20 protein-coding genes and 1 pseudogene are annotated in these 23874 nt (G+C 65.9%); 10 read left to right on the forward strand and 11 right to left on the reverse strand.

All coding sequences use genetic code 11. The features are described from left to right. Positions 1-16 precede the first annotated feature (16 nt). Positions 17-664: a hypothetical protein gene (locus CYFUS_RS42000; protein WP_095990321.1), complete on the reverse strand. Its 648-nt coding sequence runs from the start codon at positions 662-664 to the stop codon at positions 17-19. A gap of 357 nt (positions 665-1021) precedes the next feature. Between CYFUS_RS42000 and CYFUS_RS42005 the strand changes: the two genes are divergently transcribed. Then, positions 1022-2005: an FG-GAP repeat domain-containing protein gene (locus CYFUS_RS42005; RefSeq protein ID WP_095990322.1), complete on the forward strand. Its 984-nt coding sequence runs from the start codon at positions 1022-1024 to the stop codon at positions 2003-2005. Between the two features lie 170 nt (positions 2006-2175). On the opposite strand, the gene CYFUS_RS42010 is transcribed toward CYFUS_RS42005, so the two are convergent. The 6 genes from CYFUS_RS42010 to CYFUS_RS42030 all read right to left on the reverse strand — a co-directional run bounded on the left by CYFUS_RS42010 (position 2176) and on the right by CYFUS_RS42030 (position 8155). Further along, positions 2176-3015: a hypothetical protein gene (locus tag CYFUS_RS42010; protein ID WP_095990323.1), complete on the reverse strand. Its 840-nt coding sequence runs from the start codon at positions 3013-3015 to the stop codon at positions 2176-2178. Between the two features lie 182 nt (positions 3016-3197). After that, positions 3198-3743, reverse strand: coding sequence for an imm11 family protein (locus CYFUS_RS42015; protein WP_198316322.1), 546 nt, complete (start codon positions 3741-3743; stop codon positions 3198-3200). 26 nt (positions 3744-3769) lie between these two features. After that, the gene (locus tag CYFUS_RS42020; protein ID WP_232537111.1) at positions 3770-4744 is read right to left on the reverse strand and encodes an AHH domain-containing protein; all 975 of its coding nucleotides are present in this window, start codon (positions 4742-4744) and stop codon (positions 3770-3772) included. Between the two features lie 707 nt (positions 4745-5451). After that, the gene (locus CYFUS_RS51330; RefSeq protein WP_232537112.1) at positions 5452-6126 is read right to left on the reverse strand and encodes a hypothetical protein; all 675 of its coding nucleotides are present in this window, start codon (positions 6124-6126) and stop codon (positions 5452-5454) included. A 55-nt stretch (positions 6127-6181) separates the two neighbouring features. After that, positions 6182-7108: an ADP-ribosylglycohydrolase family protein gene (locus CYFUS_RS42025; protein WP_095990326.1), complete on the reverse strand. Its 927-nt coding sequence runs from the start codon at positions 7106-7108 to the stop codon at positions 6182-6184. Positions 7109-7165: 57 nt separating this feature from the next. Further along, positions 7166-8155, reverse strand: a complete 990-nt coding sequence (locus tag CYFUS_RS42030) for a zinc-binding alcohol dehydrogenase family protein (protein WP_095990327.1) — start codon at positions 8153-8155, stop codon at positions 7166-7168. Positions 8156-8279: 124 nt separating this feature from the next. On the opposite strand from CYFUS_RS42030, the gene CYFUS_RS42035 reads away from it, so the two are divergent. From CYFUS_RS42035 to CYFUS_RS42045, 3 genes are all read left to right on the forward strand, one after another. After that, positions 8280-9209 (forward strand): LysR family transcriptional regulator, encoded by a 930-nt coding sequence (locus CYFUS_RS42035; protein ID WP_198316323.1) that lies wholly within the window; start codon positions 8280-8282, stop codon positions 9207-9209. A 92-nt stretch (positions 9210-9301) separates the two neighbouring features. Next, positions 9302-9829: a VOC family protein gene (locus CYFUS_RS42040; RefSeq protein ID WP_095990329.1), complete on the forward strand. Its 528-nt coding sequence runs from the start codon at positions 9302-9304 to the stop codon at positions 9827-9829. Between the two features lie 716 nt (positions 9830-10545). Next, complete coding sequence (locus tag CYFUS_RS42045) at positions 10546-11118, forward strand: hypothetical protein (protein WP_157758967.1); 573 nt, start codon at positions 10546-10548, stop codon at positions 11116-11118. Positions 11119-11190: 72 nt separating this feature from the next. On the opposite strand, the gene CYFUS_RS53445 is transcribed toward CYFUS_RS42045, so the two are convergent. From CYFUS_RS53445 to CYFUS_RS42055, 3 genes and pseudogenes are all read right to left on the reverse strand, one after another. Then, positions 11191-11352, reverse strand: coding sequence for a hypothetical protein (locus CYFUS_RS53445; RefSeq protein ID WP_232537113.1), 162 nt, complete (start codon positions 11350-11352; stop codon positions 11191-11193). A gap of 105 nt (positions 11353-11457) precedes the next feature. Beyond that, positions 11458-11550: pseudogene (locus CYFUS_RS54415) on the reverse strand (hypothetical protein); the annotation flags it as partial. Between the two features lie 83 nt (positions 11551-11633). Continuing rightward, positions 11634-11822: a microviridin/marinostatin family tricyclic proteinase inhibitor gene (locus CYFUS_RS42055; protein WP_095990331.1), complete on the reverse strand. Its 189-nt coding sequence runs from the start codon at positions 11820-11822 to the stop codon at positions 11634-11636. 307 nt (positions 11823-12129) lie between these two features. On the opposite strand from CYFUS_RS42055, the gene CYFUS_RS42060 reads away from it, so the two are divergent. The 6 genes from CYFUS_RS42060 (at position 12130) to CYFUS_RS42085 (ending at position 21741) form a co-directional block, all read left to right on the forward strand. Continuing rightward, positions 12130-12987: an SCO family protein gene (locus tag CYFUS_RS42060; protein ID WP_232537114.1), complete on the forward strand. Its 858-nt coding sequence runs from the start codon at positions 12130-12132 to the stop codon at positions 12985-12987. 240 nt (positions 12988-13227) lie between these two features. Further along, positions 13228-14373, forward strand: coding sequence for a cyclic nucleotide-binding domain-containing protein (locus CYFUS_RS42065; RefSeq protein WP_095990333.1), 1146 nt, complete (start codon positions 13228-13230; stop codon positions 14371-14373). A gap of 412 nt (positions 14374-14785) precedes the next feature. Further along, entirely contained in the window at positions 14786-16393 is a 1608-nt protein-coding gene (locus tag CYFUS_RS42070) for a B12-binding domain/radical SAM domain-containing protein (protein WP_232537115.1), read from the forward strand. After that, positions 16390-17571 carry a trans-sulfuration enzyme family protein gene (locus CYFUS_RS42075; protein ID WP_095990335.1) on the forward strand — a complete coding sequence of 394 codons (1182 nt, stop codon included), beginning with the start codon at positions 16390-16392 and terminating at the stop codon, positions 17569-17571. Before CYFUS_RS42070 ends, CYFUS_RS42075 begins: the two co-directional genes overlap by 4 nt. 4 nt (positions 17572-17575) lie before the next feature. Then, a complete protein-coding gene (locus CYFUS_RS42080) occupies positions 17576-18613 on the forward strand; it encodes a multidrug resistance efflux transporter family protein (protein ID WP_095990336.1) in 1038 nt (345 codons plus the stop codon). A gap of 140 nt (positions 18614-18753) precedes the next feature. Continuing rightward, positions 18754-21741 (forward strand): RICIN domain-containing protein, encoded by a 2988-nt coding sequence (locus CYFUS_RS42085; protein ID WP_232537116.1) that lies wholly within the window; start codon positions 18754-18756, stop codon positions 21739-21741. 39 nt (positions 21742-21780) lie between these two features. Here CYFUS_RS42085 and CYFUS_RS42090 read toward each other — a convergent pair whose 3' ends face one another. Continuing rightward, positions 21781-23847: a thioredoxin domain-containing protein gene (locus CYFUS_RS42090; RefSeq protein ID WP_095990338.1), complete on the reverse strand. Its 2067-nt coding sequence runs from the start codon at positions 23845-23847 to the stop codon at positions 21781-21783. Between the last annotated feature and the right edge of the window lie 27 nt (positions 23848-23874).

Here is a 23874-nt window from a genome sequence, read left to right on the forward strand (position 1 = left end):
CTGAGCCCCTTGGAACTCAGGGCAGCACGGAGCGCGGCAAGGGCTCCGGCTTCTTCACGGGAATGAAGCACTTGCCCTGGTACTCGGCCGTGTTTCGCGGACAGGGAGCATCCAGCTTGTGTTGGATCCAGCATCCCCCCCGGATTTCCGTCTCCGTCCCTTCGAGACACGGCGGCTTGCGCTGTTCCTTGAAGGGTGTCTCCGGCATCGGATAGGCGATGACCGCCAGGGCGAGGTCCTGTCCATCCGCGAAGAACAGAGACTCGCCTGGTGCGCCATCCACCCGCAGAGGCTCGAGCGCGTGAGGCCAGAGTAACGACCAGACACCGAGGCCCACCACGAGCACGACAACCCCAGCGGCAAGCCACGTCCTGGAAGGACCCACCCGGCGCACGCGCGAGTCCCTGGACCCCAGGCCAGGAACGGGCCCGCTGGAGAGGTGGGCGTCGACCGAGTCCCGCTCCGGCTCGTAGATGAGACGCATCCGGCAGGCTCCCTCGGGTTGCCACTCCACGCCCTCTCTCGGAACGAGCGTCAGGGCCGGAGTGCCCGTGGCCGCGTTCCGCGATTCGTGGAGGCTCCCCAGGCGGGAATCCACCTCGCAGCACCTGCCCAGTTCGAAGGGCCCCGGTCCATCGCCCTTCCCGCTCTTCTCGTCCGCCATGGTGAGCCTCCTCCTTGGAGGCTCACAGGGGAGCGAATTGGACCCTTCAAGTCAAGGAGGACCAGATGCCCTCCGAAGTCAGTCCAACGGTGTTCCGTTCCACACGCGCCGACTCCTTCGCCCTCCGAGCCACGTTGCCCCAGTTGCTCATGCCCAGTTCCTTCGCCACTTCATACAGGCCCGCTCCCTCCACAAGCCTTCCATCCTTCCCATGCTCCACTCATGAATTTCGAGTGGGGAGCTCTTCGGTACCTCGAGTTCTTCTTGGTGGAAATGCTTGGAAATTTCCCTGATGCGTTGTGTCTGCCTGATTCGGTGCGCTAGAATAGCTATTTCCTTCCTCACGAGGAGATGTGCATGTTCCAGCCAGGCAGGATCTCATCCGCTTCTCTCTCCCTCTGCATGTTTGGCATCGCGGCCGGGTGCGGCTCGGGCCCCGACGAAATGCCGCGAGAAGAACCCAGCCAGACGCAGCAGGCACGGTTAGGCCCCGCCACTCGGGTCGTTGCCGACTACGATGGCGATCACAAGACGGATCTCACCGTCCACCGTCCCTCGCAGACCAAGTTCTACACCATTCGCAGCTCCGACGGGCAGGTCGCTGGCGGCGTCGTCTTCGGCGCCTCGACGGACATCCCCACCGAGGGAGACTTCGACGGGGATGGGAAGACGGACCATGCCCTCTGGCGCCCATCCACCGGTGTCTGGACCCTCCTGCAAAGCTCCAGTGGTACCTTTGTCACCCGCCAATGGGGAACCAGCGGTGACATCCCGCTGTCCGGAGACTTCGACGGCGACGGGAAGACAGACCTCTCCGTGTGGAGACCCTCGCAGACCAAGTTCTACACCATTCGTAGTTCCACTGGGCAGGTCGCCGGCGGTGTCGTCTTCGGCGCCGCGTCGGACATCCCCGTGAACGGCGACTTCGATGGCGATGGGAAGGCGGACCATGCCCTCTGGCGCCCGTCCACCGGTATCTGGACCATCCTGCCAAGCGGCAGTGGAACCTTCGTCAACCTCCAGTGGGGTACCAACGGAGACATCCCGCTGTCCGGAGACTTCGACGGCGACGGGCAGACAGACCTCTCCGTGTGGAGACCCTCGCAGACCAAGTTCTACACCATTCGCAGTTCCGACGGGCAGATCGCCGGCGGTGTCGTCTTCGGCGCCGCGTCGGACATCCCCGTGAACGGCGACTTCGACGGGGATGGGAAGGCGGACCATGCCCTCTGGCGCCCATCCACCGGTGTCTGGACCATCCTGCAAAGCTCCAGTGGCACCTTTGTCACCCGCCAGTGGGGAACCAGCGGCGACACCCCCATGCCACCGAAGCAGCAGTAGTGCCGTGGGCCCCAGCCATCAGCGCCCCGCAGCGGCTCGAGCAACACCCGCGCGGCGGGAATCGCCGGCCGCAACATGTCCTCGAACAGGCTGGGGCCTTCGTAGTCCATCAGCAGTTCATGGAGTTCCCGGAAGCTCGTGAGGGAATCCGGTGACGGACGGCCCACGCCTCAGCCCTCTCCACAACCGATGCGCTGTCTGCCAATGGCCAGGTCATCCAGCCACCAGTCCGTGGGCACCGACAGGCCCTGATAGAGGAAGACGCCCGTCTCCACCACCGTGAAGTCGGACGCCTTCTCCCTCACCACCGGCGCCGTCGCGGGAGGATCGGAGAAGACGAAGCGCTCGGGCCACTCCAGTTCCACGCCGTCCAGCCAGACACGTGGCTCGGCCGCCTCCGGATTGTCTCCGTTGGCCCCATCGAACTGCCATTCCAGGCAGGCCCACGCATCCAGCACGAGCGGCGTGCCCGACACCTGCACCCACTCCGGGAATCCCGGTGGCTCGGGCGGGTGCCAGATGGCCATGTACTTCTGCTGGAACGTGGCCACTTCGTACCAGTCGAGCGTCTCGAAGGCGCGCTCGCCGCTCCCTGGCCGGGGATATCGCGCGTTGAAGAGGCCCGCATGTGACACCGGCCGTGCGGGCGTCGCGTAGACCCAGACGCGGCCCCACAGCACGGGCCCGAAGCCCGCGGGCAGGTTGAAGCGCACCGTCTTCTTGGGCCCACCCTGCGAGCCCTCCTTCCCGCCGACAAGCTGCCTCGCATGCAGCGAGTACCGGCCCCGGTGCGCCCGCGAGTCATCCACGAGCAACTGCCCGCTGAACTCATCCCGGTACGGCGTCCAGCCAGCCGGCAGCGTGCCCTCCTCGAAGTCCCAGCACAGGGAGCCCGAGGCCGCGCAGCCGGTGGCCGCCGTCACACGCTCCCGACCCGCCCCACCGTGCGCGCACGCGCCCGTGAAGGCCAGGAACCACATCGAGGACCACATCGCGACTCGGATACGCAACCGGCCACCTCCTCCCAGGGAGCATACCGTGCCGGAACCGCTCTGGCGCTACGAGGAGGAGCAGAGGACGGTGGCCTCGCAGTTGGCCCCGACCGGCGCCTACAAGTCGAGTCTGACACCTTCCCGGAGAGGGCGTCCTCCCCGACGCGACTTCCCAAGTCACCGAGAAGTACTAGCACCGCTCAAACTTCGACGAACCTGGGGCCACTCAGCCCCTCGTCTTCCAGTGCCCGTTTCACGCGCTCGGAGACGATGAGGGCCACGGGCCAGCCCCATGGCCGGAAGATGTGGGCGTCCCCGACCTTCTCAGGGTCCACTTTCAGCCCGACCACGTTCCGGTAGTGGCCCACTCTCTCGGGCTCTCCATGACGGGGTTCCCAGAAGGAGAGTTCTTCGCACCGAGCCTCATCCACACACCGGATGAGGCGAAGGGTGTTGAGGACGAAGTAGGGCTCGGGATGCTCTTCGACCCGTGCCGGAATGAGCTGTATCTGATGTTGGATTCCCAGCCGCTCACAAAGGGTGGCGAACCGACCATTGACCACCGCGAAATTGAGGCCCGTCTGGCTGAAATCCAGAGCACGTCCCCGACGATACAAAGGGAGGACAAGCGGCGCATCCCAATGGAGCGCCCTGCCTCGCAAGAAGTCCTGGGGGATGATTTCTCTCCCCTGCGCATCCAGCGGGCTTTCCACGTGCCACCGTCCCTCGATGTGCACGTCATCCATCAGGCGGAAATATCTGGATTGAGGTCTCATGGTTGTTTCGTGAGGAGCTTGTTGAGCCGCGACCCATGCTTACAGATATCGCCCGCGATTTCATCGAGTGCTTCGACGAGCTTGCGCTTGCACTCAGTTCGCGTTTGGCAGGTTGAAATCGCATCGTTCAGACGGCTGTAGATTTCCTGGTGGTACTCCTCGGGATGGGGCCCCTGATGCCCGACGAGATGCACGATGTTGGCGGGTTCGTCGAGGCTCATCCCCGCCCGCTTGAAGATCTGCTCGAACACAGGGGTCCAGGGACCACCTCTGACTTCGGCGGTGTCGTTCTTGTTGGTGGCGATGTGATGTCCCTTGGCCTCGCCCTTGTTCGATTCATCCCGGCAAGCCCCCATCGTCCGGGAAGCGCTCGCCGCGCCAGCGGTCGCGGCGGCCGCTGTACTCGCGGATGCCCCCATGAGCATCACGGTACCATCCGCCACACTGACCTGCGCGCGAGATCCCACGCCTATTGACCAACTTCCTCGCGTGCCTCCTGCCGGCAGAGCAAAGCGTGGAGGAGAGAAACGCGCCCACGGTCCTCCTTGTGGCACCTCCGGAAGACTCCGAGCCAACTTCGCTCCCGCCACGGTCACCAGTACCCGCAGTCCCACTCCGCCTATCGCCTTTCCAAAACGCATGGCCACCGCCTCCAACTGCTCCTGGGTCCTGGCCGCTTCTGACTCCCGGTACAAATTCAGGCAGGCCACTCCCACGGCGTGGAGTTCAACCGCGCTGTAGGTCATCAACAATCCCACGGTGACCGCTGCGGCCAGCGCTTTGGAGAAGAGGGGCTCGGGCGCCGCCCACGTCATCATGTATAGCATCATGGAGAGCGCCATGGAGTACGCGGTGGTGGGCGAACTGAGCAGCGAGATGGCGGCCTCGCGCACTCCCTCATCCATGTAGCGCGGTGAAAGTTTGAGCGCCTGGAACCACCGGCTGTTCTCCAAAGAGGATGGCCGTGGCATCGATGACGTTCCGAAGATCCTCTCGTACCCCTCACGAAGGCGTTTCTCCAATTGAGCGGCTTGTTCCTCGTGCGAAGGACAGCATGCAGCAGCACCTGCTGGCAACACACAGGTTGAGCAGCTCATGTGCCCAGTGGTCCCCGAGCGAGGCACCTGGAACTCCGTCTCCAATGCCTCCACGAATGCTCGCGCTTCGTCGATGGTGAGGCCGGCCAGGAGAGGATGTGGTGGAATGCGCTTGAAGGCGAACTCAAGTCTCCGGCCATGAGGTGAGCCGTGAGGTTCACTCACCAGCACAGGGTGCAATACCGGGAGGCGGGACCCGACTTCGGGTGGATCTGCACGGACCGCGAGTGGAAACAGCAACAAGAGAAAGAGGATGGCTCGCGGATTCATGAACTTGTGTTCTGCCCTCTTAGCAGGACCGAAGGGAAGTCAATCTGACCGCCCCTGGGCGAAACCTTCTACTTCGCGTGGTCCCCCGTAGGGCATGCGACCAAGCCGAACTCGCCGGGACATTCCGAGTCGGGTGGCTTCCTTCCGGCACGGACTTCCGGACGATGCCTCCGCTCAGGTCCGGGCCTCGAGGGGGACGGGGACGAAAAAAGAGTTGGGGCGTATGGCCGCGGAGCCACCTGACCAGGTGTCAAACGACTCGTAGGGGAGAGAGGTGCCGATACGAGTCCTCATGACGGCTTCCCGCTCTTCTATCGCAGTATTCGAAACTCATCGAGACGAAAACCACCATTAACGACTCGGAGGGCGTTTTCGTCACAACGATACCACGTATTTGAGTACTTTACTGGATCGTTATTCAGGTTTACCCCGCTTGGATGTATTGCAACTGCCGACTTGCAGTTGCTGCAAACACCAGGGAATTGATGAGCGGCTTTTTCTCCGGCGAATAGCATTAGAACTTCTTGAGAAACTTCTGCCTGCCCCCTTGCAAAGCACCATATATCGACTCCCTTGTCTTCTCCGTCAACAGTCCTATTGAAGAGCGCAACTCCAGCACGATCCCACAAGCTGTCAGCGAAAGAAACCGGATCAATTCTATTTGATCTCAGGAAATCCAAAGCAGACAAAGCACACTCATGTCTGAAAAGCAGATTGAAAAGCATCTCCAAAGAGTCCTGAATCTTGATCCAATCACCCACCAAGAACCCGACACAGCCGAGTTCGCGATAGAACGAATGCGTCGACGAACGGCTATCGACGGCAAGTCTTCTATTGCCGAAACTCTGCCTGTATGGCTCCTGTCCGATGATGATTTTGACTCGATCCAAAACGCCCTGACGCAGCGGAAACCTTCTCCAAAAATCATCCATGGCGTTCCTCGGCCCTCTTGGTCGCAAGATGCGGATACGGTCAGGCAAGAGCATCCATCCATTCTCGTGAACAAAACCGCGGAAGGTATCAAAAAACTCATTGAACGCGTCACACCGTGCGCTGGAGCCGCTCGCGCGCCTCGAGCCACGCGCGGGGAATGGCCTCGCGGCCCGCGCTCAGCGAGACGAGGGAGCCCACGATGGCGCAGGTGGTATCGCAATCACCCTGTCCGGCCACCGTGCTCCAGAGCGCCGCCTCGTAATCCTCCAGGTGCCGGGCCGTGCACCACACGCAGAAGGGCACGGTGTCCTGGGCGAGCACGCGCCGGCCACTGCCCAGGGCGCGCGCCGCGGACGTGGGAGTGGCCTCGAGCGGCCACCGCCGGGCCTTCTCCAAGCCCTCGCGTGTCTCCCCGGGCGGAGTGTGTTCGAGCACGGTGTCGAAGAGCTCTCGCGCGGGCCCGCGCCGCTCTCGCCAGCGGTGCGCCCAGGCCGCCGCCACGGCGATGGCGATGGCGCCCGCCTGTCCCTCGGGGTGGAAGTGCGTCACCTGGGCCGACAGCCGGGCCTCGGCGACGCAGCGCTCCAGATCCGTGGCGAACCAGGCGCCGAGCGGGGCCACGCGCATGGCCGCGCCATTGCCCATGGAGCCCGTGCCGCCGAAGACCTCGGAGGACACCTCCCGCCAGGGCATTCCCAGATGGATCTTCTGCAGGATGTCGTGAGCGGTGGCGCCATAGCCGCGGCGCGGGTTCTTCCGGTAGCGGGCACCCAACAGACGCGCCAGACGATCCGGCTCGACGCGGCCGTGCTCCTCCAACACCTGGACGAGCGCCAGCGCCATCTCCGTATCGTCGGTGTACGGCCACGGCGCCGCGGGGACCTCGCGCTTCGCCACGCTCTCCGCGGCGACGGCCGGGGCTTGGAGGAAGCGCTCGCCGAAGGCATCCCCCACGGAGAGGCCCTCCAGGGACACCAGGGCCCGGGTCAGACGGGCACTCCGCTCGTCGCTACCGGGGGAGGAGGGAGAGGTCATGTCCCCCTTTTTATACGTGAAGGCGGGCTACTCGCGGAGCCGCGAGACTGAACTCGTCTACAGGCGGAAGGCGAGCTTGCCCACCATCTTGCCGGAGGAGACGGTCCGGTGCGCCTCGGCGAGCGCGGCGGGCTCCAACACGCCCGCGTCCACCGTCAGGGTCGAGGTGAGCACCCCCTCGTCCAACAAGTCGGCCACGCGGTCGAGGATGGTCTGCTGGGTGGCCATGTCCGGCGTCTTGTACATCGACTTCGTGAACATGAGCTCCCACGAGAAGCTCGCCCTCTTGCCGAAGAGCTTCCCCATCGGCAGCGGTTGCTCGGGCTCCACGATGGACACGATGCGTCCGCCTGGGGCGATCAGCTCCGCCATCGTCTCGAAGTGTGCATCCGTGCCGACGCAGCAGAAGATGGCGTCCACGTTCTTCAGGCCGAGCGCCGCGAGCTGCGCGGGCAGGTTCTCACGGTGGTTCACCACGTGGTCCGCGCCCATCTTCTTCACCCAGTCCCGGGTGGTGTCGCGCGAGGCCGTGCCGATGACGGTCATCTTCGTCAGCCTCTTGGCCAGCTGTACCACGAGCGAGCCGACGCCGCCGGCCGCGCCGATGACGAGGAGGGTCTTGCCCTGCTCGACCCGGAGCTGCTCGTACAGACCCTCCCAGGCGGTGAGCGCCGTGAGGGGGATGCTCGCGGCGTGGAGGTGGTCCAGCTTGCGCGGCTTGTGGCCGACGATGCGCTCGTCCACCACGTGCAGCGACGCGTTCGTGCCCTCCCGGGTGAGGTCACCGGCGTAGAAGACCTCGTCGCCCTCGCGGAAGCGCTTCACCTCCGAGCCCCGAGCGACGACGACGCCCGAGGCATCCCAGCCGAGGGCCTTGCCCGGCCGCTTCGCGCGCACCTTGGTGTCGACGGGATTGACGGAGACGGCCTTGACCTCGACGAGGAGATCATACGGGCCGGGCTGGGGGACCTCTCGCTCCACGAACTCGAACCGGCTCGTATCGCTGGGGCTGACGACGAGGGCTTTCTGGGTCTTGGTGGGGGCCATGGTGGCGCTCTCTTCGGAAGAAGGTGGGAATCAAGGCCGGCGCCTCGATGACCCAGAACTTGCGTTGTTCCTGGCGAATGAAAAAGGCTCCCCCAGGACGAGCACTCTTGCCGAGGATTCACGAATGCTGGAGCACCGCGAGGCCATCACCGGAATGTCCATCCTGGTTGCCGTCGTCGACGCGGGCTCGCTCAGCGCCGCCGCGACGAAGCTGGGCATGACGTCTTCAGCGGTGAGCAAGCAGGTCTCGCGGCTCGAATCCCGGCTGGGGATAAGGCTGCTCCAGCGCACCACGCGTCGCATGCAGCTCACCGAGGCCGGTGCGCGCTACTGCGAGCGGGCCCGCTCCATCCTGGAGTCCATCGAATCCGTCGAGCGCGAGGCGGAGAGCGTCCAGGACACCCCGCACGGCACGCTGCGCATCACCGCGCCGACGGTGCTCGGCCAGGTGCGGGTGATGCCGGTGGTGCTCGCCTTCCAGCGGGCACATCCGTCCGTGAAGGTCCACGTCGAGTTCTCGGACCGCAGGATCGATCTCATCGAGGAGGGCGTCGACGTGGCCATCCGCATGACGGCCCAGCCACCGCCTGCCTTCGTGGCTCGCAGGCTCGGTGATGACCGGCGCGTGCTCTGCGCCAGCCCCGACTACCTCGCCCGAGCAGGCCGCCCGCGCCGACCTGGTGAGCTCTCGAACCATGAATGCATCGTGTTCGTCGCGGGTCAGCCCGTGGAGACGTGGCACCTGCGCGCCACGGAGAACGCCGAGCACACCACGCCCATTCGCGTCTCGGGCCGGTTGCACGTCAACAACACCCACGCCCTGCGACAGGCCGCGCTCGCTGGACTCGGGATCGCCGATCTGCCCCGTTATCTCGTCGAGGAGGACCTCGCGACCGGGCGGCTCGAGACGGTCCTCGAACGCTTCATGCCGGTGGGTCGCGGGGTGTTCGCCATCTATGCGCCCGCGCCCTACGTCCCGGCCAAGGTGCGCCGCTTCGTCGAGATGGCGGAAAAAACCTTCCGAGACGGCGTTGCCGAGGGGCGAACCTCGTAAGACCACCACTCCCCCGGGAGCCACGAGTACCCTCTCGGGGGGGAGACGGGCACCTTCTGCGCCATGTCCGAGTTCCTGTATCTTCCTCGAACATGGACACCAAGATCGATCGCGAGCCAGAGGACAAGGTCGAGCCCACGCTCAAGCTCAAGTTCTACAGCCACGCGACGCTGGAGTGCCGCGACATCCAGCGCACGCGGCGATTCTTCAAGGAGTTCCTCGGCTTCGAGACCGTCCAGATGTCGGACAAATCGTTCTGGGCCCGGCTCGGTGGTGAGCAGATCATCGTGGTCGTGCAGGGTCCGGCTCGCGCGAAGGAGGAGATGCCCTTCCTCAACCACAATGGGCTCGACGTCGAGAACGAGGCCGCCGTCGACGCGACCTACGAGGTGGTGAAGCGCGACGCGGAGAAGTGGGGCCTGAAGAAGATCACGAAGCCGGTCGTCCAGCACGGGACCTATTGCTTCTACTTCTGGGACATGGACGACAACTCCTGGGAAATCCTCTCCAATCCACCGGGCGGTTACTCCTGGGGCTTCGCGCGCGGAGACCAGGAGGGTGCCGGGCATATGAGCCGCACGTTCAAGCGCCCGGACTCGACCCTGAGCAAGGGAAAGTAGCCGCGGTTGGAGCGGCTCATGGCTACCGATTGAGCGGGAGGCTCGAATCGCCCATGCGGCATCCACGCATGGCGCAGCCCGAACTTGTAGCAACACCGAGGGGAATGAGAAAAATGGCGTTGCTTCTCCTGACCGCCAATGCCCCAGCTGCAATCAAGCGTGTCCGTTGGACGCTTGCCGCTACCTTGCGTTCGCGACTGAACGGCGCAGCGGTCACGCCTCATCGGCTTGCACACCTGGCCGCACTCCTGCCGCTAGCCGTCCTGTTTTCGGGCTGTGCGTCAACCGTGACAGGTCAAATCCAACCAGCACATTTCCAGTTCACTACGACTGTACCACAAAGAACACCCGGCCCGGGTGGGTGGCGCGTGGCGTGTGTTCACGCACAGATCAAAAACGGAGATACAGGGGAGATATATACCTGCCCTTTCGGCATCGAGATGCCAATAGAAAACAACAGCGGTCCCATATCCACACCTCTTGCCCAGCGCATCTCGGCAGACTGTGCCAACGAGGCCGCATACGCAGTGCTCTCAACAATGACCAAGCCTCCACCACCACCGCTCTACACACTGTGTATGACTGTTAGAAAAGCGTTCGAGTCGAGGCTCAGCGCAGCCATTCCGGGCTCTCGAGTCAAATCGACCTGCAACTCCACGGCAAAGCCGGTCATATTTGGCATTCCCGCACCCAAGCCCTAACCATCCGGACTTTTCGTGCTCCCCTCCAAAGAAGACCTGATTGCCACCGTCAGGAAATATTACAATTCGAGCAACGCCTTCATGTTCACGACAGAACCGAGTCCCGAAACGAAACGACATGACGATATCTGGAAACAATGGATTGCCCACATGGAGCCCTGGTACGCATTCAGGGACGAGTTGCGGAGCGCACTTCCTGATTACACAATCGGTGAAACATATCCATCAATGGATGGCGGGCCCCGGTGCATGGTTTATCTACCAAAAGAGTCATGGTTCCCCCAATCCAACTGGGACGTCGTGGGCTGTGTGAGCCTGTTGGCACCTGTCTACTTCGTGTATGGCGTGGAATGGGACTACATCGACGGCCGTAGGCAAAACTTCAGGGCCAGTTTCGAACAACCCCCGCCCAACATGGCCTGGCCGGACCAGGTCGTCGCCATGACGATTGAAAAGATGTTTGGCTTCAGCGCATTTCCTCGTGAGCTGGCGGAAACACCCGTGCCCCTTTACGCCGGATTGCTCGAGCCCTCCGAAACAACCCTTTTCCATACTCTTTTCACGAGTGATCCAAGCAACATTCCGTAGCAAGGAGAGACGTGGAGGGCCCGTTCCGCGCCAGGCTGCCGGTGACGCCGTGAAGGTTCCGCCGGGAAGGAATCAAAGGACTCGGACCGACTCGAGGAAGACGTGGCGCCCCTCGGGGGTGACGATGAAGTCGAACGCTCCATAGTTGAGCCCCAGCGCGTCCATCAGCTTCAACACGCGGGTGTGCACCGGCTCGGGCAGCGTGTAGGGCCGCCACGCATCGAGGAGTGCCACGCCCTCCCGGCGCCAGTCCTCGCGGGCCCCGGGCAGCTCGCCGCGAAGGCACGCACCGCCTCCGGGTCGTTGGTCATCAGCGTGCGGGGCACCCTGCGGCTCCATGTCCGGGGGAAGGCGCTGGGCCGTCGCGTTGCGGCGGTACCAGACGGAGGAGACCTCGGCCAGCTCGAGCTCCCCCTCGGGTCCGGAGAGCTGCCCCCCAGCGGCCTCGTCGAGCGAGAGCTGGAGGTCTCATGGGTGTCAGGCAGCCCTCGGAGGGCGAGAGGGGTCGAGGGTCACTAACCGTCTTCGCAATCCGAGGGCCACTTCCTGGTGATGGGGCCCCCTTCATCCGAGTCCGAGGGGAACTTCAGGGTCTGCAGCGGAGCGCCACCGGCGGCCTGCTCGAGTTCCTGGGCCTCGAGCAGGCGTGCGAAGAACGGTCTCTTGCCCTTCTGCTGGGACGAGTCCTGTTTGTCCTTCTTCATGACCAACCTCCATGCCACCCGTTGATCAGGTGGTCACTGGAGTTAGAGTCCAGCGCGGTGAAATGTCACGGCGGGCGCGCCACGAGCGCGGCCCCTTCGCCTGTCTGCTGACGGTGGAGCCGTGCGCACCAAACGCTCACGGACAGGCGCCAGCATTCCCCTCCGCGGAGGGCGCAACGCGGCCGCCGATAACTCGGAAAAGGCTCGCTACTGAAGGGCACGGGTAGACGGGCCACGAAGCGCTTGGGACTCGCCCCGAGTTGTACCATGAGAGGGGAGTTGCTTCCCCGACCTCGTGGAGCCCGTCTTGTCGAGCCGATCCCGCCCCACTTCCACCTTGTTCGCCCTGGCCTTCCTCCTGTTGCTCGCGAGACGCGCCGAGGCGTTTGGTCCTCCGACCCACTCGGAGCCCGCGCTGAACACCCCGCCCTCGGCGCTCGAGGCGGTCCGGGTGGACGAGAAGCTGGGCGGGCCGGTTCCCTTGGACACCGAGCTCATCGATGAGGGTGGTCAGCGCGTCACGCTCCGGCAGATGCTGTCCCCGGATCGGCCGACGGTGCTCTCCCTGGCCTACTTCCGTTGCCCCCAGCTATGCAGTCTGGTGCTCAAGGGTCTCGTCAAGAGCTTGAGCGAGACCCAGCTCGGGCTGGGCAAGGACTACCATTCGATCACCCTCTCCATCGATCCGCGTGACACGCCCGAGGAGGCCTCGAAGTGGCGGGCGCGCTACCTCCAGCAACTGGGTCAGCCCGAGCAGGCCCCATGGCGGTTCCTCACCGGCACGCAGGAGCAGGTGAAGAAGGTGGCGGACGCGGTGGGCTTTGGCTACGCGTATGACAAATCCTCCGACCAGTATGCGCACGCGGCGGTGGTGATGGTCCTGTCGCCGCAAGGGACGGTCAGCCGCTATCTCTACGGCGTCGACTTCCCCGCCATGGACATGCGCCTGGCCATCAACGAGGCCGCGCAAGGCAAGGCGGGAATCACGCTCGAGCGGGTCATGCTCTCGTGCTTCAAGTACGATCCGGCGACGCGGCGCTACGGCTTCTACGTCTTCGGCTTCCTGCGGATGTGGTGGTTCGTGGGAGTCGGCATGGCCGCGACCCTGGCGGTGCTGATTCGCAGGAACGCGCGCCAACGGCAAGCGTCGGGAAACGGCGCTTGATGGGCCTGGCCACGGCGCGTGCCTGGCGGGCCGCGAGGTGGGTGCCGTGATTCCACGGCAATGTCATCCGCTGAACAGAGAAGCCGGATGCGAGCCGACCGGACGGGGAATGGCGGCACTTTCGCCGGGGCTGTGAACTGGCTCACAGACACGAAGCGAGGGAGTGAGCACGCTGTCGGTCGTCAGGGCCTGTCGACACGGAATGCCCTGTTCGAGGGGAAAAACATGTCAGGGGGAAACATGTCGTCCGACACGTCGCGCGAGCTGCATGATGAGGCCGTTCAACTCCCTTCCAGCGAGCAGCCGGAAGAGTCGCTCTCGGATTACGAACACCTGGCGGAGACGTGGGCCCGGCGGGGATGGCTGATGCGCGCCATCTCCTTGTGCAAGGTCATCCTCCGATTCGAGCCGGATCATGAGCCGACACGGCGGCTGCTCGCGGAGTTCGATGTCCGGAAGATGGCTCTCCTGGCGAAGCTGGGGCTCTCCGTGCCGATGCCCATGGGGCAGGTGTCGGCCCACCAGACGGGCCAGGCCGAGGGAAGGACTTCGCAGCGTGTTTCCCTGCTCTCGCGGCTCGGCGAGAAGGAGTTCCTGTCGGTCATGGAGGCGCTGGAACTGCGGGAGTTCCACGCCGGGGAGACCATCGTCGAGGAAGGAGAGCCGGGCGACTCCATGTTCGCCATCGTGGAGGGGAGCGTGGAGGTGGTTCGGACGCTGAAATCGGGGCGGCGGCGCACGGTCGCCTTCATGGGCGAGGGCGACTTCTTCGGGGAGATGTCCATCCTCTCCGGCGTGCCGAGGCTCGCGAGCGTCAAGGCCTTCGAGCGCACGGCGGTCCTCGAACTGTCACGGGAGCGGTTGGAGCGGCTCATCCAGCGCTACCCCTCCGTGGCGCAGATGCTGAGGGCCTATCACCACGAGCACCTGCTGAGTGACGTGCTCCGAGGCAATCCGCTCTTCCGGCTCCTCCCTCCCGAGCGCAGGGCCGCCCTGGCTGGTGAATTCCAGCTCCGCGCCAGGGCGAAGGGGGCGATCCTGCTCGAACAGGGCACGCCGGTGGATGCCCTGTACCTGCTGCTGCGGGGCCGGTGCCAGGTGCTGCACCGTCATCCGGACGGCAGCGAGAGGCTCCTGCGGACGCTGGAGGAAGGCGACATCTTCGGGGAGATCTCCCTGATGCTCGGCCTGACGGCCACCGCCACCGTGCGCGCGGAGACGACCTGCCTGCTGCTGCGGTTGGACTGGGGAAGCTGCGACCGGTTCCTCATGGATCAGCCCGGGCTGTGCGACGCGCTCTCGCGGATGAGCAACGATCGCATCCTGTACTCTTCCGGGCTGTTCTTGGAGCCCGCGGCGCGCGGAGAGGCACCTCGGCGCAGCTGAGGCTCCACCGCGTTCCTGCTCGAGGGACAGGCCGCGCGGAGCGAGCCTGGACCCTCGCTCAAGCAGGTTCCACATTCCAAGAGAAGGCGAAGCACGGCCGACTGGAGGGCGAGCAGGGAGGGAGACATGACGCGCTCGATCTCCGGGTCGGGTGCCTGATTTGCTTTCAAAAACTCGCACATTTTCCGGTGTCTATGTGTTCAAGGACCCGGAAGTGTGGAATCCGAGTCAACGGATTGCGTGATGTTCTCTGGAGTCGACCTGGAGACATTGGCGCGGCCATGTCAGGCGGGAGTGATTCACCACGGGCGTGCGTTGGATCGCCGTGAGCCCGGGTACCGGCCGCGGCCGCGGACTCCGCCGTGTGAGTACGTCCCCCCTTTCCCTTGAAGCCAAGGAGGAGTTCCGTCTCATGCCTTTGAGAGCCATTGCCGTCTCCGCCCCGGACTGGATCAAGGGCGCGAAGGATTCCCGGGCGTTGAACAGCCAGGATCCCGCGAGCCTTTTCAATGCCTGCCGCTACGCGGCGCATCGCACGTTCGATCCATCGAGCGCCTGGTCACGCAGCAATTGGGCCGGGACGCGCGCCCAGCGACGCGCCCAGACCCTCTTGATGTACTCGCTCGACGACATGTCCGTGTTCGCCGAGCTGCTGCGACGAGAGCGGCCCAACCTCCTCCTGATTGGGGCCATGACGCTGTGTCTGCCGGGCGCGGTGACCTGCGCCTCGTTGGCCAAGGAGCTCCTCGGAGACCAGGTCGTCGTGGTACTGGGCGGTCGGCACCCCAGTGAATCCATGTACCTGGAGAAGCACTCCGAGCGGCTGCCGGAGCACGTGCGCCATCACCCCAGCTCGCCCCTGCGGCTCATGGCCACGGGACGGATCGCCCGGGTGTTCGACCTGGTCGTGGCGGGAGACGGCGAGCACCTCATCGCCGCCCTGGGAGAGGCCGTGGCGGCGGCCGAGGCCGAGGGGAGCGCGGACCTGTCGCTCTCGGTGTTGGAGCGGCTCGACGCCCGGGTTCCGGGCAGTTGGATAGCGGGCGCGCTGGACGGGGACACCCCGCGTGTGCTGCCCAGCACCGGAGCGCGTCTGGATTACAGCCAGATGCCCTCGCCCTCGCGGATGTTTGGCGCGGCCGCCGGGTTCGATGTGTTCGGTGGGCGGGTGACGGCGCACGCCTTCAGCGACACCGGCCGCGGCTGCGTCTACGACTGTGGGTTCTGCAGCGAGCGCAGCTCGGTGACGGGCGGGTTGAGGGATCCCACGCGTTCCAGCGAGCGGCTCCACCGTCAATTGGCGGAGGCCGTGACGGTCATCGCCGAGGATCATCCGGCCCGAGGCGCCAGCGCCTTCGTGGAGGATTCCGTCATACTGGGGGGCAGTCCCCGGCTGGTGGATCAGTTCGTGGATCGGCTGGAGTCCGAGCCGCTCGACATCGTCTTCGGTGCCCAATTGACCATCGATCAGATCCTCACCCGCCGGACCCAGCTCGCGCGGCTGGCGGGAGTGGGCCTGCGCTATGTGTTCGTCGGCGTGGAGACCCTGGTCCCCGAGGCCATCGGTGGCATGAGCAAGGATCTCGGCCGCGACCAGGCTCCCTGGTTGTCACGCATCCATCAGGCGTTGGAGTTCCTGGGCGAGCAGGGCATCCACTGTGGCTGCGCGATCCTCTTCGGCCTGGGGGAGACGCAGGAGCGCCGGCTGGAACTGCTCGAGGCGCTGCGGATGATGCGAGGCATGTATGGAATGCCCTCGCCGGTCAGCGCGAACTGGGCGGTGCAACACCCGCTCTGTGGCCAGGACGGCGGCGCCGGATACGAGTACATCGAATGGGGAACGCCCGAGGGGCCCTTCCTCGAGTGTTTCCATCGCTTTGGCGAGGCCTCCGTGCGCTACCCCCTGCCCCATGTCGGCCCGCCACGGCTCGCTGAGGTGCGCGAGGTGACCGCGATGCTCGACACCCTCGAGAAGCCCCTGATGCCTGGCCTGCCCACCCTGGGGGAACACTACTCGTGACGATCAAGACCACCCGCACGGCGCAGATCGGCACGTTCCCCGTGGGACGCGTCGAGGTCCCGGTCCTGCCGGCCATCAACGCGACCACGGTGTTGTTCCCCGACACGGCGTCGCTCGCCCCGATCGATCCGGACTCGCTCCGCCGTTCGGGGCGAAGCCCCTATGAGAACTTCTATTACGGAGGGGTGGGAACACCGACCACCGAGGCCTTCGGCCAGGCCGTGGCCGCGCTGGAGGGGGGCACCTTCGCGGCGCTGGCGCCTTCGGGGCAGAGCGCACTGGTCGCCACCTTGTCGGCGCTGCTGAAGCAGGGCGACCACGTCCTCATCGTCGATACGGTGACGTACACGACGCGCTGGTACATCGATCAGTGCCTCGCCACCGCCGGGGTCGCCGTTACCTACTACCCACCGGACGTCACCGACCTCGAACCCCTGCTCAGGCCCAATACCCGCCTGGTGTTCATGGAGTCTCCGGGCTCCATGACCTTCGAGGTGCAGGATGTCGCGGCCCTCTGCCAGACGGCCGCCCGCCACGGCATCGTGACGGTGCTCGACAACACCTGGGCGGCGTCGCGCTGCTTCCAGCCGTTCGCCCACGGAGTCGACATCTCGGTGCTCTCGCTGACCAAGTACCACGCGGCTCCGGCCGGCGTGTCCCTGGGCGCGGTGGTCACGCGGACGGAGCGCCTGCACGCGCTCATCAAGAACCAGACGGCCCTGCTCGGCCTGCACGTCAGTCCGGACGCCTGCGCGCGCGCCTCCCTGGCGCTGGCGACGTTGGATCTCCGGTTGAACCATCAGGAGCACACCACCCGGCTCGTCCTCGAGGGCCTCGCCGGGCATCCAGGCGTCCGGGCGCTGTTCCACCCGTCCCTACCGGAGGCACCGGGACATTCGGTGTGGCGGCGTGACTTCCAGGGCGCCAACAGCCTGGTGACGATCGCGTTCGATGGGCTCGACCGGCCCACGGTGAACGCGATGGTGGATCGGTTCCGGGTGGTCCGGATCGGTTATGGCTGGGGAGGCTCGCTCAGTCTGGCGACCATCTTCGAGGCCAATGAGTGGCGGACCGTGTCGCGCTCCGCGGCCCGCGGGACATGCCTGCGGATCTACCTCGGCCTGGAGGAGCCCTCGGATATCCTCGCCGATCTGCGGCAGGCACTCGAGAGGAGCTAGGCACATGGAGAACGAGCGGGTGTCCAGGGAGCGGCGGACCCACGGCCCCGGACTGGGGCGGCTCGTCGCGTGGGGGGTGTTGGCGTCCGCGTTCTTCAGCCTCTCGTTCGTGCTCAACCGCGCCATGAGCCTGTCCGGTGGGCATTGGTTCTGGAGCGCCAGTCTGCGCTACGCCGCGATGCTGCTGATTCTCGGCGGCTGGGTAGGCGTGCGGCGGGGGCGCGACGGGCTGGTGGAGGTCGCCCGGGTCTTCCGCTCACGTCCCGGCTTCTGGTTGCTCTCCGGCGGAGTGGGCTTCGGCGTGTTCTACGCGGGCATCTGCTTCGCCGCGGATCACACCCCGGGGTGGGTGCTCGCCACCACGTGGCAGTCCACCCTGCTCGCCTCTCCCCTCGTCCTGCGGGCCTTCGGCTTGCGCGTTCCTCTTCGGGGCGTGTTCTTCATCGCCCTGGTGCTCGTGGGCATCAGCCTCGTCAATCTGCAGGAGTGGCGGGGCGGACTGTCCACGCGGGAGCTGGTGTTGGGGGTCGTCCCCGTGCTCGTGGCGGCCCTCGCCTACCCCTTCGGCAACCAGATGCTGAACGCGGCTCGTCATGGCACGAGCACGCGCATCGCGCCCATCCACTCGCCGGCCCTCGTGGATGCGGCCTCCTGTGTGCTGTTGATGGTGCTCGGCTCGGTTCCGTTCTGGTGCGGACTCGGCCTCGTCATGCGCCCGCCGGCGCCCTCGTCATCCCAGGTGCTACAGACGCTGGTCGTGGCGCTGTCCTCGGGGGTGATCGCCACCCCGCTGTTCCTCCGCGCCCGGACCACGGCGAGTGACGCCTACAGCATCGCCGCCGTTGACGCGACCCAGGCGGGCGAGGTTGTCTTCGCCCTGCTCGGAGAAGTGCTGCTGTTGGGGGCACCCCTGCCCGAGGCGGGCGCGCTGGCGGGGCTCCTCCTGGTCATCTCCGGGCTCGTCGGTTTCACCCTGGGCAGCCCCGCTGGAGCCGACGCCGAGCCGAGCCCCTCGGAGCAAGAAAGGGCCAACCCCGGGTAACGCTTCTCCCTCATCAGGGTGAGAGTTCGCTCCCTCTTTGGGGTGATTTCCACCAGGGCATGAAGCTCTACCCTGAGTTCATGATTACCTGGAAATCTTCAGAATCCTTGAAAGGCCATCGCCGCGTCCCTCGCGGGGTGATGGCACTGGTCGTGGGCCTGCTGGCGGCGTGTGGAGACCGTGGCGACACGGACCCGACGCCGCAACCCCTCCCGCTCCATCCCCAGAGCGGCAACAACCAGGGGGCACTGGCCGTGGGCCAGTACAGCCTGCGTTCGGTGCACTCCAACCTGTGCCTGGAGGTCGCCAGCGCCAGCACGGCCGATGGAGCCCCCGTCCAGCAAGCCACCTGCGCCAACGTGGCGCATCAACATTTCGAAGTGCTGTCCTCGGCGGATGGCACCTACCAGTTGCGTGCCGTCCACAGTGGCAAGCCCCTGGACGTGCGCGGGAACAACCAGGTCAGTGGCGAGCCGCTCCAGCAGTGGAACGACAACGGCGGGCCCAACCAGCGCTTCATCCTGACCGCACAGGGAGATGCCTACCAGATCAAGGCCTCGCACAGCGGCAAGTGCATCGACGTGAAGGACATGAGCCAGGCCGTGGGCGGACTGATCCACCAGTGGGATTGCCACGGCCAGCCCAATCAGCAGTGGCGGCTGGAGGCCGTGAGCCAACCGGAGCCCGACCCCTCCACCAGTCCGCTCCAGTTGCCGCTCGAGCTCCTGAGCGATGGCGCCCCGTCGCTCCCGGCGATCTCCGAGGCCAGCCTCCACGTGGACTCCAGCAAACTCGGCACCGTGAGCCAGCTGTGGTGGACGTGCCACCGCTGCGCCTTCTTTGGCGCCCCCGAGTTCGAAGCGACGAGCCAGCCGCCCACCCGGATCAAGGCCAGCGTGCGCGTGCTCGGCGGCATCAGCCCGGATCAGGCCGGCAGCATTCCCTGGATCGACATCACGGACGCCACCGTGAAACTGGCCGATGTCGAACGCGTCCAGGGCGGTCTGCTCCGTGGCGGGTTCTACACCACGCGCATGAGCCTCGCGCTCGATGCCACCACCCGGGCGAGGCTCGTGGCCGCGCCTGGAGCCAACCGCATCCAGTTCCGTTTCAACGGGACCGATGGTGAGTCCAATGGCTACCGCGTCCTCAACCTCCAGTTGCAAGACGCCCAGGGCAACAGCCTGGCCAGCAACCCCGTGCAGTACGCCGACATCCAAGCCGAGAAGGTGGCGGGCCAGACCTGGAGCGCCGACGTCACGGCGGGCGAGGCGCTCTGGTATGGCCAGGGCAAGCTCCTCAAGAGCAGCATCGTCAGACGCAACATCACGGCCGCCTGCTCCTCCTGCCACGCGAGCGATGGGCGGGATTTGCAGTACTTCAACTACTCCAACAACGCCATCGTGCAGCGCTCGCGCTTCCACGGCCTGACCGAGGCACAAGGCAAGCAGATCGCCGCCTACATCCGCTACAGCCAGAGGAACGTCCCCCACGTGGCCCAGGCCACGCCGTGGAACCCGCCGTACCAGCCTGGCCCGGGGCTGGACAGTAAACCCATCATCGAATGGGCCGCCGGAGCAGGTCTGGGCGCGGTGCTCGAGACACCCACCCAGGCCGTCCAGGCCCTCTTCGGCAAGCCGCCAGCCTCCCTGAGTCAGGCCGACGTCGATGCCGTGATGAACGCCAACGCCACCATGAACGCGCGGGAAGTCGCCATGCCGTTGCAGTACCCCGACTGGAACGCCTGGCTGCCCACGATCCATCCGCTCGACGTGTGGCCCACGGGCGCCAGCAGCGCCGGCTCCTTCGAGAACGGAGCCCAGTGGTCGCAAAGCAGCCGCACCCATCCCAAGGCCAGCGCGGACCAGATCGAGGCGTGGCTCAAGGCCCACAAGAATCCCAACGGGCAATACGGAGACTGGAGCCATCTGACCCCGAGCGAGCGCAACGAGGCCCAGAACTACTTCACCAACTTTGGCTGGGAGGCCTACCGCTTCCTGGGCGGGGGCCGTGGCAATCACGTCGCCAGCTCCGGCGAGTATGGCGCGCAGGTCGGTGCCCGCCTCCTGGCCGCGCGCGCCTCCAGCGCCACGACGGCCAGCGATCCGGCGTCCTTCACCACCAACGCCTTCATCGAGCGCGCCGTCATGAGCATGCTCCACTGGAACGTCATCAAGCAGTGGGAGTGGGCCCACACTCATGGGCTCGAAGGCAATCAGCAGTGGTTCATTGGCGACTTCAACTCCACCACCAAGACCTGGAGAGGCCGGGGTGAAGTGCGCGGCTGGCCCTTCATGACGGTGAGCGTGTTCTTCCTGGCTCCGCACATGCTCTACCAGGCCGACGAGTCTTCGGGGAAGGTCACCCGGGAGTGGTACCTGGCCTGGGAGCGCTCCAACATCGTGGGCTCGTACTACCGGACCAACGCCTGGTACCAGATGCAGGTCTCCATCAACCCGGGCGCTCAAGGTGATTGGGTGAACTTCTCGGTGGACTGGCCCTATCTGACCGGCTTCGACGAGCTCCTGTCGCAGAGCCTGGGCAGCTCGACGCCCGCGCACGCGAACGCGGCCTTCCTGAGCGACATCCGGCTGCTGCAGGCCCGTATCAAGTCGGCCCAGTACGTCAACAACGACATCCCGCTCTACGTGCCCACCCAGACCAACGGCCTCATCAACAACCGCGGACGCTTCGGCCGGGCACAGGTCCTGAAGCACCTGGCTCCCACCAACTTCATGGATCAGGCGACGACCCTGGGCACCAGCAGGACGCCCTTCAGCAAGCTCGAGCAACTCCAACCGGGCCTGTACCTGAAGGTGCTCAACGGGGCGATCAACCAGTTCAATGTCCTGTACACCGACACCGATCCCGCGAGCTGGCGGCGTTGCGATCCAGCCAACACGGAGCTGGGGGAGCCCGAGCCGTATGCCGGGTTCGCGTTCTGTGTGGACCGGACCCGCCAGCCCCTGGCACAGCCGACCTCGGGCAACTTCGCGATGAACACGGTGGACGGAAGGGTGACGGCCGAGCAGAAGCAGCAGTATGGCGTCTGGAAGGCCACGCAGCTGGGTGCCGAGGCACAGCGCATCCAGAAGTGGCGGGATTGGACCTCGCGCATCTGGCCCTGAACCCGCGTTCGGGCACGGCAAGCACCGCCGTGCCCGAGCTCATCGAGCAGCAGGGCCCGCGAGCCGGGTGGCGAACCGCCCCGCATCCGTGAGGGGCGGCTCGCAGGCGAAGTTCCGGCACAGGTACGCGGCGGCGCATCCACCCACCGGCTCCCGGCCCAGGAAGGTCTCGCGCATCGAGGGCGGCACGGGGGCCCCCGGCTCCTTCCAGGTGAAGCCGAACGTGGGCGCGTAGACCGTCCGGGACACCGCCAGCAGGGGCTCCACCACCTCCCGCGTCCCCGCGAAGGTCACGCTCGGCGCGCCATCCACGAGCGCGTCCGCTGCCAGCGCCAGGTGCCCATACCCCATCGGGTTCTTGCGCAACTGCTCGCCCATGCGTGACACGTAGCGCTCGGGCAGCTCCAGGTACTGCTTGTTGGACGTGAGCGCCGCGAGCGCCACCTGCGCCTCCGTCAGCGTCGACGCGCCCGAGGGAAACGCGTTGTCGAACGTCGCGTAGGTGGCCACCACCAGGTCGCCCTGCGTCCTCGGCGCCGTCAGGTACGCTCCCCGCTCCTCATCCCAGAAGAGCGTCTCGGCCGTGCGCACCAGCGCTTCCGCCGCTTCCAGATAGCGGGGCTCAAAGGTCACCTGGTAGAGCGCGGTGAGTCCCGCCGCCAGGTCTCCGTAGTCCTCGAGGAAGCCCGGAATGCGCGCCTGCCCCTCCTGGTACGAGCGCGAGAGCCGCTGGCCGTCCCACAGCTCCGCCAGCACGAAGTCCGCCGCCTTCCGGGCGCTCTCCACCCAGTCGGTCCGATCGAAGACGCGGCCCGCGAACGCCAGCCCGCGAATCATCAGCCCGTTCCAGCCCGCCAGGATCTTGTCGTCCCGGCCCGGCTTCACCCGCCGCTCGCGTGCCTCGAAGAGCCGCCGCCGCGCCTCGCTCAGCCCCTTGGCCACCTCCTCCACCGGCCGCTGGAGCTCCTCGGCCAGGGCCTCCACGGTCACCGCGGACTCCAGCACCGTGCGCCCATGCTCGAAGTTGCCCAGCGCGGTGACGCGGAAGTGGCGCAGCGCCAGCTCCGCCAGCTCCGGCGGCAACACCTCGCGCACCTGCTCGGGAAGCCAGACGAAGAAGCGGCCTTCCTCGCCCTCCGTGTCCGCGTCCTGGGTGGCGTAGAAGCCGCCCCGCGCATCCGTCATCTCCCGCCGCACGTACTCCGCCGTCTCCTCCACCACCTTGCGCCACAGCGGCCGCGGCTCCACCTGCTGCGCCTCCGCGTACAGGTGCAGGAGCTGCGCGTTGTCGTAGAGCATCTTCTCGAAGTGGGGCACCGTCCACCGCTCGTCCACCGAGTAGCGGTGGAAGCCCCCTCCGAGCTGATCATAGACACCGCCACGCGCCATCTTCTCCAGCGTCAGCAGCACCGCCTGCTTCAGCGCGTCGTGCTCCGGAGCCCGCCGCCAGGCCCTGAGCACCAGCGCCACGTTCATGGGGTTGGGGAACTTGGGCGCCCCACCGAAACCGCCATTCACGCCGTCCATCCGGCGCAACAGGGACAGGCCCATGGACACGATGTCCTCCGGCTTCAACGCCGCCGGCGCCGCGTCCAGCCCATGCAGGGCCAGCTCGCCCAGGCCCTCGCGGAACTCCCGCGCCTGGCTCAGCAGCTCGTCGCGCTTCGTGTCCCAGGCCTCGCGCAGCGCCTGCAGCACCTTGGGAAACCCCGGCCGTCCATACCGGTCCTTCGGCGGGAAGTAGGTGCCACCGAAGAAGGGCACGAGGTCCGGCGTGAGGAACACCGTCAGCGGCCAGCCTCCCCCCTGCCCCATCAACTGCACCACGCCCTGGTAGAGCTGATCCACGTCCGGCCGCTCCTCGCGGTCCACCTTCACGTTGATGAAGCCCTCGTTCATCAACCGGGCGATGGCCTCGTCCTCGAAGGACTCGTGCGCCATGACGTGGCACCAGTGACAGGCCGAGTAGCCCACCGACAGCAGCAGGGGCTTGTCCTCCGCCCGCGCCCGCGCGAAGGCTTCTTCCCCCCAGGGGTACCAGTCCACCGGGTTGGAGGCGTGCTGCCGCAGGTAGGGAGAGGGCTCTCGCTCGAGTCGGTTGGCCATGGACGCGCACCCTAACGGCCCGGGAGG

The sequence above is a fragment of the Cystobacter fuscus genome (assembly GCF_002305875.1).
GTDB classification, from domain to species: domain Bacteria; phylum Myxococcota; class Myxococcia; order Myxococcales; family Myxococcaceae; genus Cystobacter; species Cystobacter fuscus_A.

What these genes read in the sequence shown, in the direction of transcription:
- CYFUS_RS42000 (WP_095990321.1), bottom strand. Translation starts at nt 664, where the DNA reads ATGGCGGACGAGAAGAGCGGGAAGGGCGATGGACCGGGGCCCTTCGAA.
- CYFUS_RS42005 (WP_095990322.1), top strand. Translation starts at nt 1,022, where the DNA reads ATGTTCCAGCCAGGCAGGATCTCATCCGCTTCTCTCTCCCTCTGCATG.
- CYFUS_RS42015 (WP_198316322.1), bottom strand. Translation starts at nt 3,743, where the DNA reads ATGGATGACGTGCACATCGAGGGACGGTGGCACGTGGAAAGCCCGCTG.
- CYFUS_RS42020 (WP_232537111.1), bottom strand. Translation starts at nt 4,744, where the DNA reads ATGCCACGGCCATCCTCTTTGGAGAACAGCCGGTGGTTCCAGGCGCTC.
- CYFUS_RS51330 (WP_232537112.1), bottom strand. Translation starts at nt 6,126, where the DNA reads ATGCTCTTGCCTGACCGTATCCGCATCTTGCGACCAAGAGGGCCGAGG.
- CYFUS_RS42025 (WP_095990326.1), bottom strand. Translation starts at nt 7,108, where the DNA reads ATGACCTCTCCCTCCTCCCCCGGTAGCGACGAGCGGAGTGCCCGTCTG.
- CYFUS_RS42030 (WP_095990327.1), bottom strand. Translation starts at nt 8,155, where the DNA reads ATGGCCCCCACCAAGACCCAGAAAGCCCTCGTCGTCAGCCCCAGCGAT.
- CYFUS_RS42035 (WP_198316323.1), top strand. Translation starts at nt 8,280, where the DNA reads ATGCTGGAGCACCGCGAGGCCATCACCGGAATGTCCATCCTGGTTGCC.
- CYFUS_RS42040 (WP_095990329.1), top strand. Translation starts at nt 9,302, where the DNA reads ATGGACACCAAGATCGATCGCGAGCCAGAGGACAAGGTCGAGCCCACG.
- CYFUS_RS42055 (WP_095990331.1), bottom strand. Translation starts at nt 11,822, where the DNA reads ATGAAGAAGGACAAACAGGACTCGTCCCAGCAGAAGGGCAAGAGACCG.
- CYFUS_RS42065 (WP_095990333.1), top strand. Translation starts at nt 13,228, where the DNA reads ATGTCGTCCGACACGTCGCGCGAGCTGCATGATGAGGCCGTTCAACTC.
- CYFUS_RS42070 (WP_232537115.1), top strand. Translation starts at nt 14,786, where the DNA reads ATGCCTTTGAGAGCCATTGCCGTCTCCGCCCCGGACTGGATCAAGGGC.
- CYFUS_RS42080 (WP_095990336.1), top strand. Translation starts at nt 17,576, where the DNA reads ATGGAGAACGAGCGGGTGTCCAGGGAGCGGCGGACCCACGGCCCCGGA.
- CYFUS_RS42085 (WP_232537116.1), top strand. Translation starts at nt 18,754, where the DNA reads ATGGCACTGGTCGTGGGCCTGCTGGCGGCGTGTGGAGACCGTGGCGAC.
- CYFUS_RS42090 (WP_095990338.1), bottom strand. Translation starts at nt 23,847, where the DNA reads ATGGCCAACCGACTCGAGCGAGAGCCCTCTCCCTACCTGCGGCAGCAC.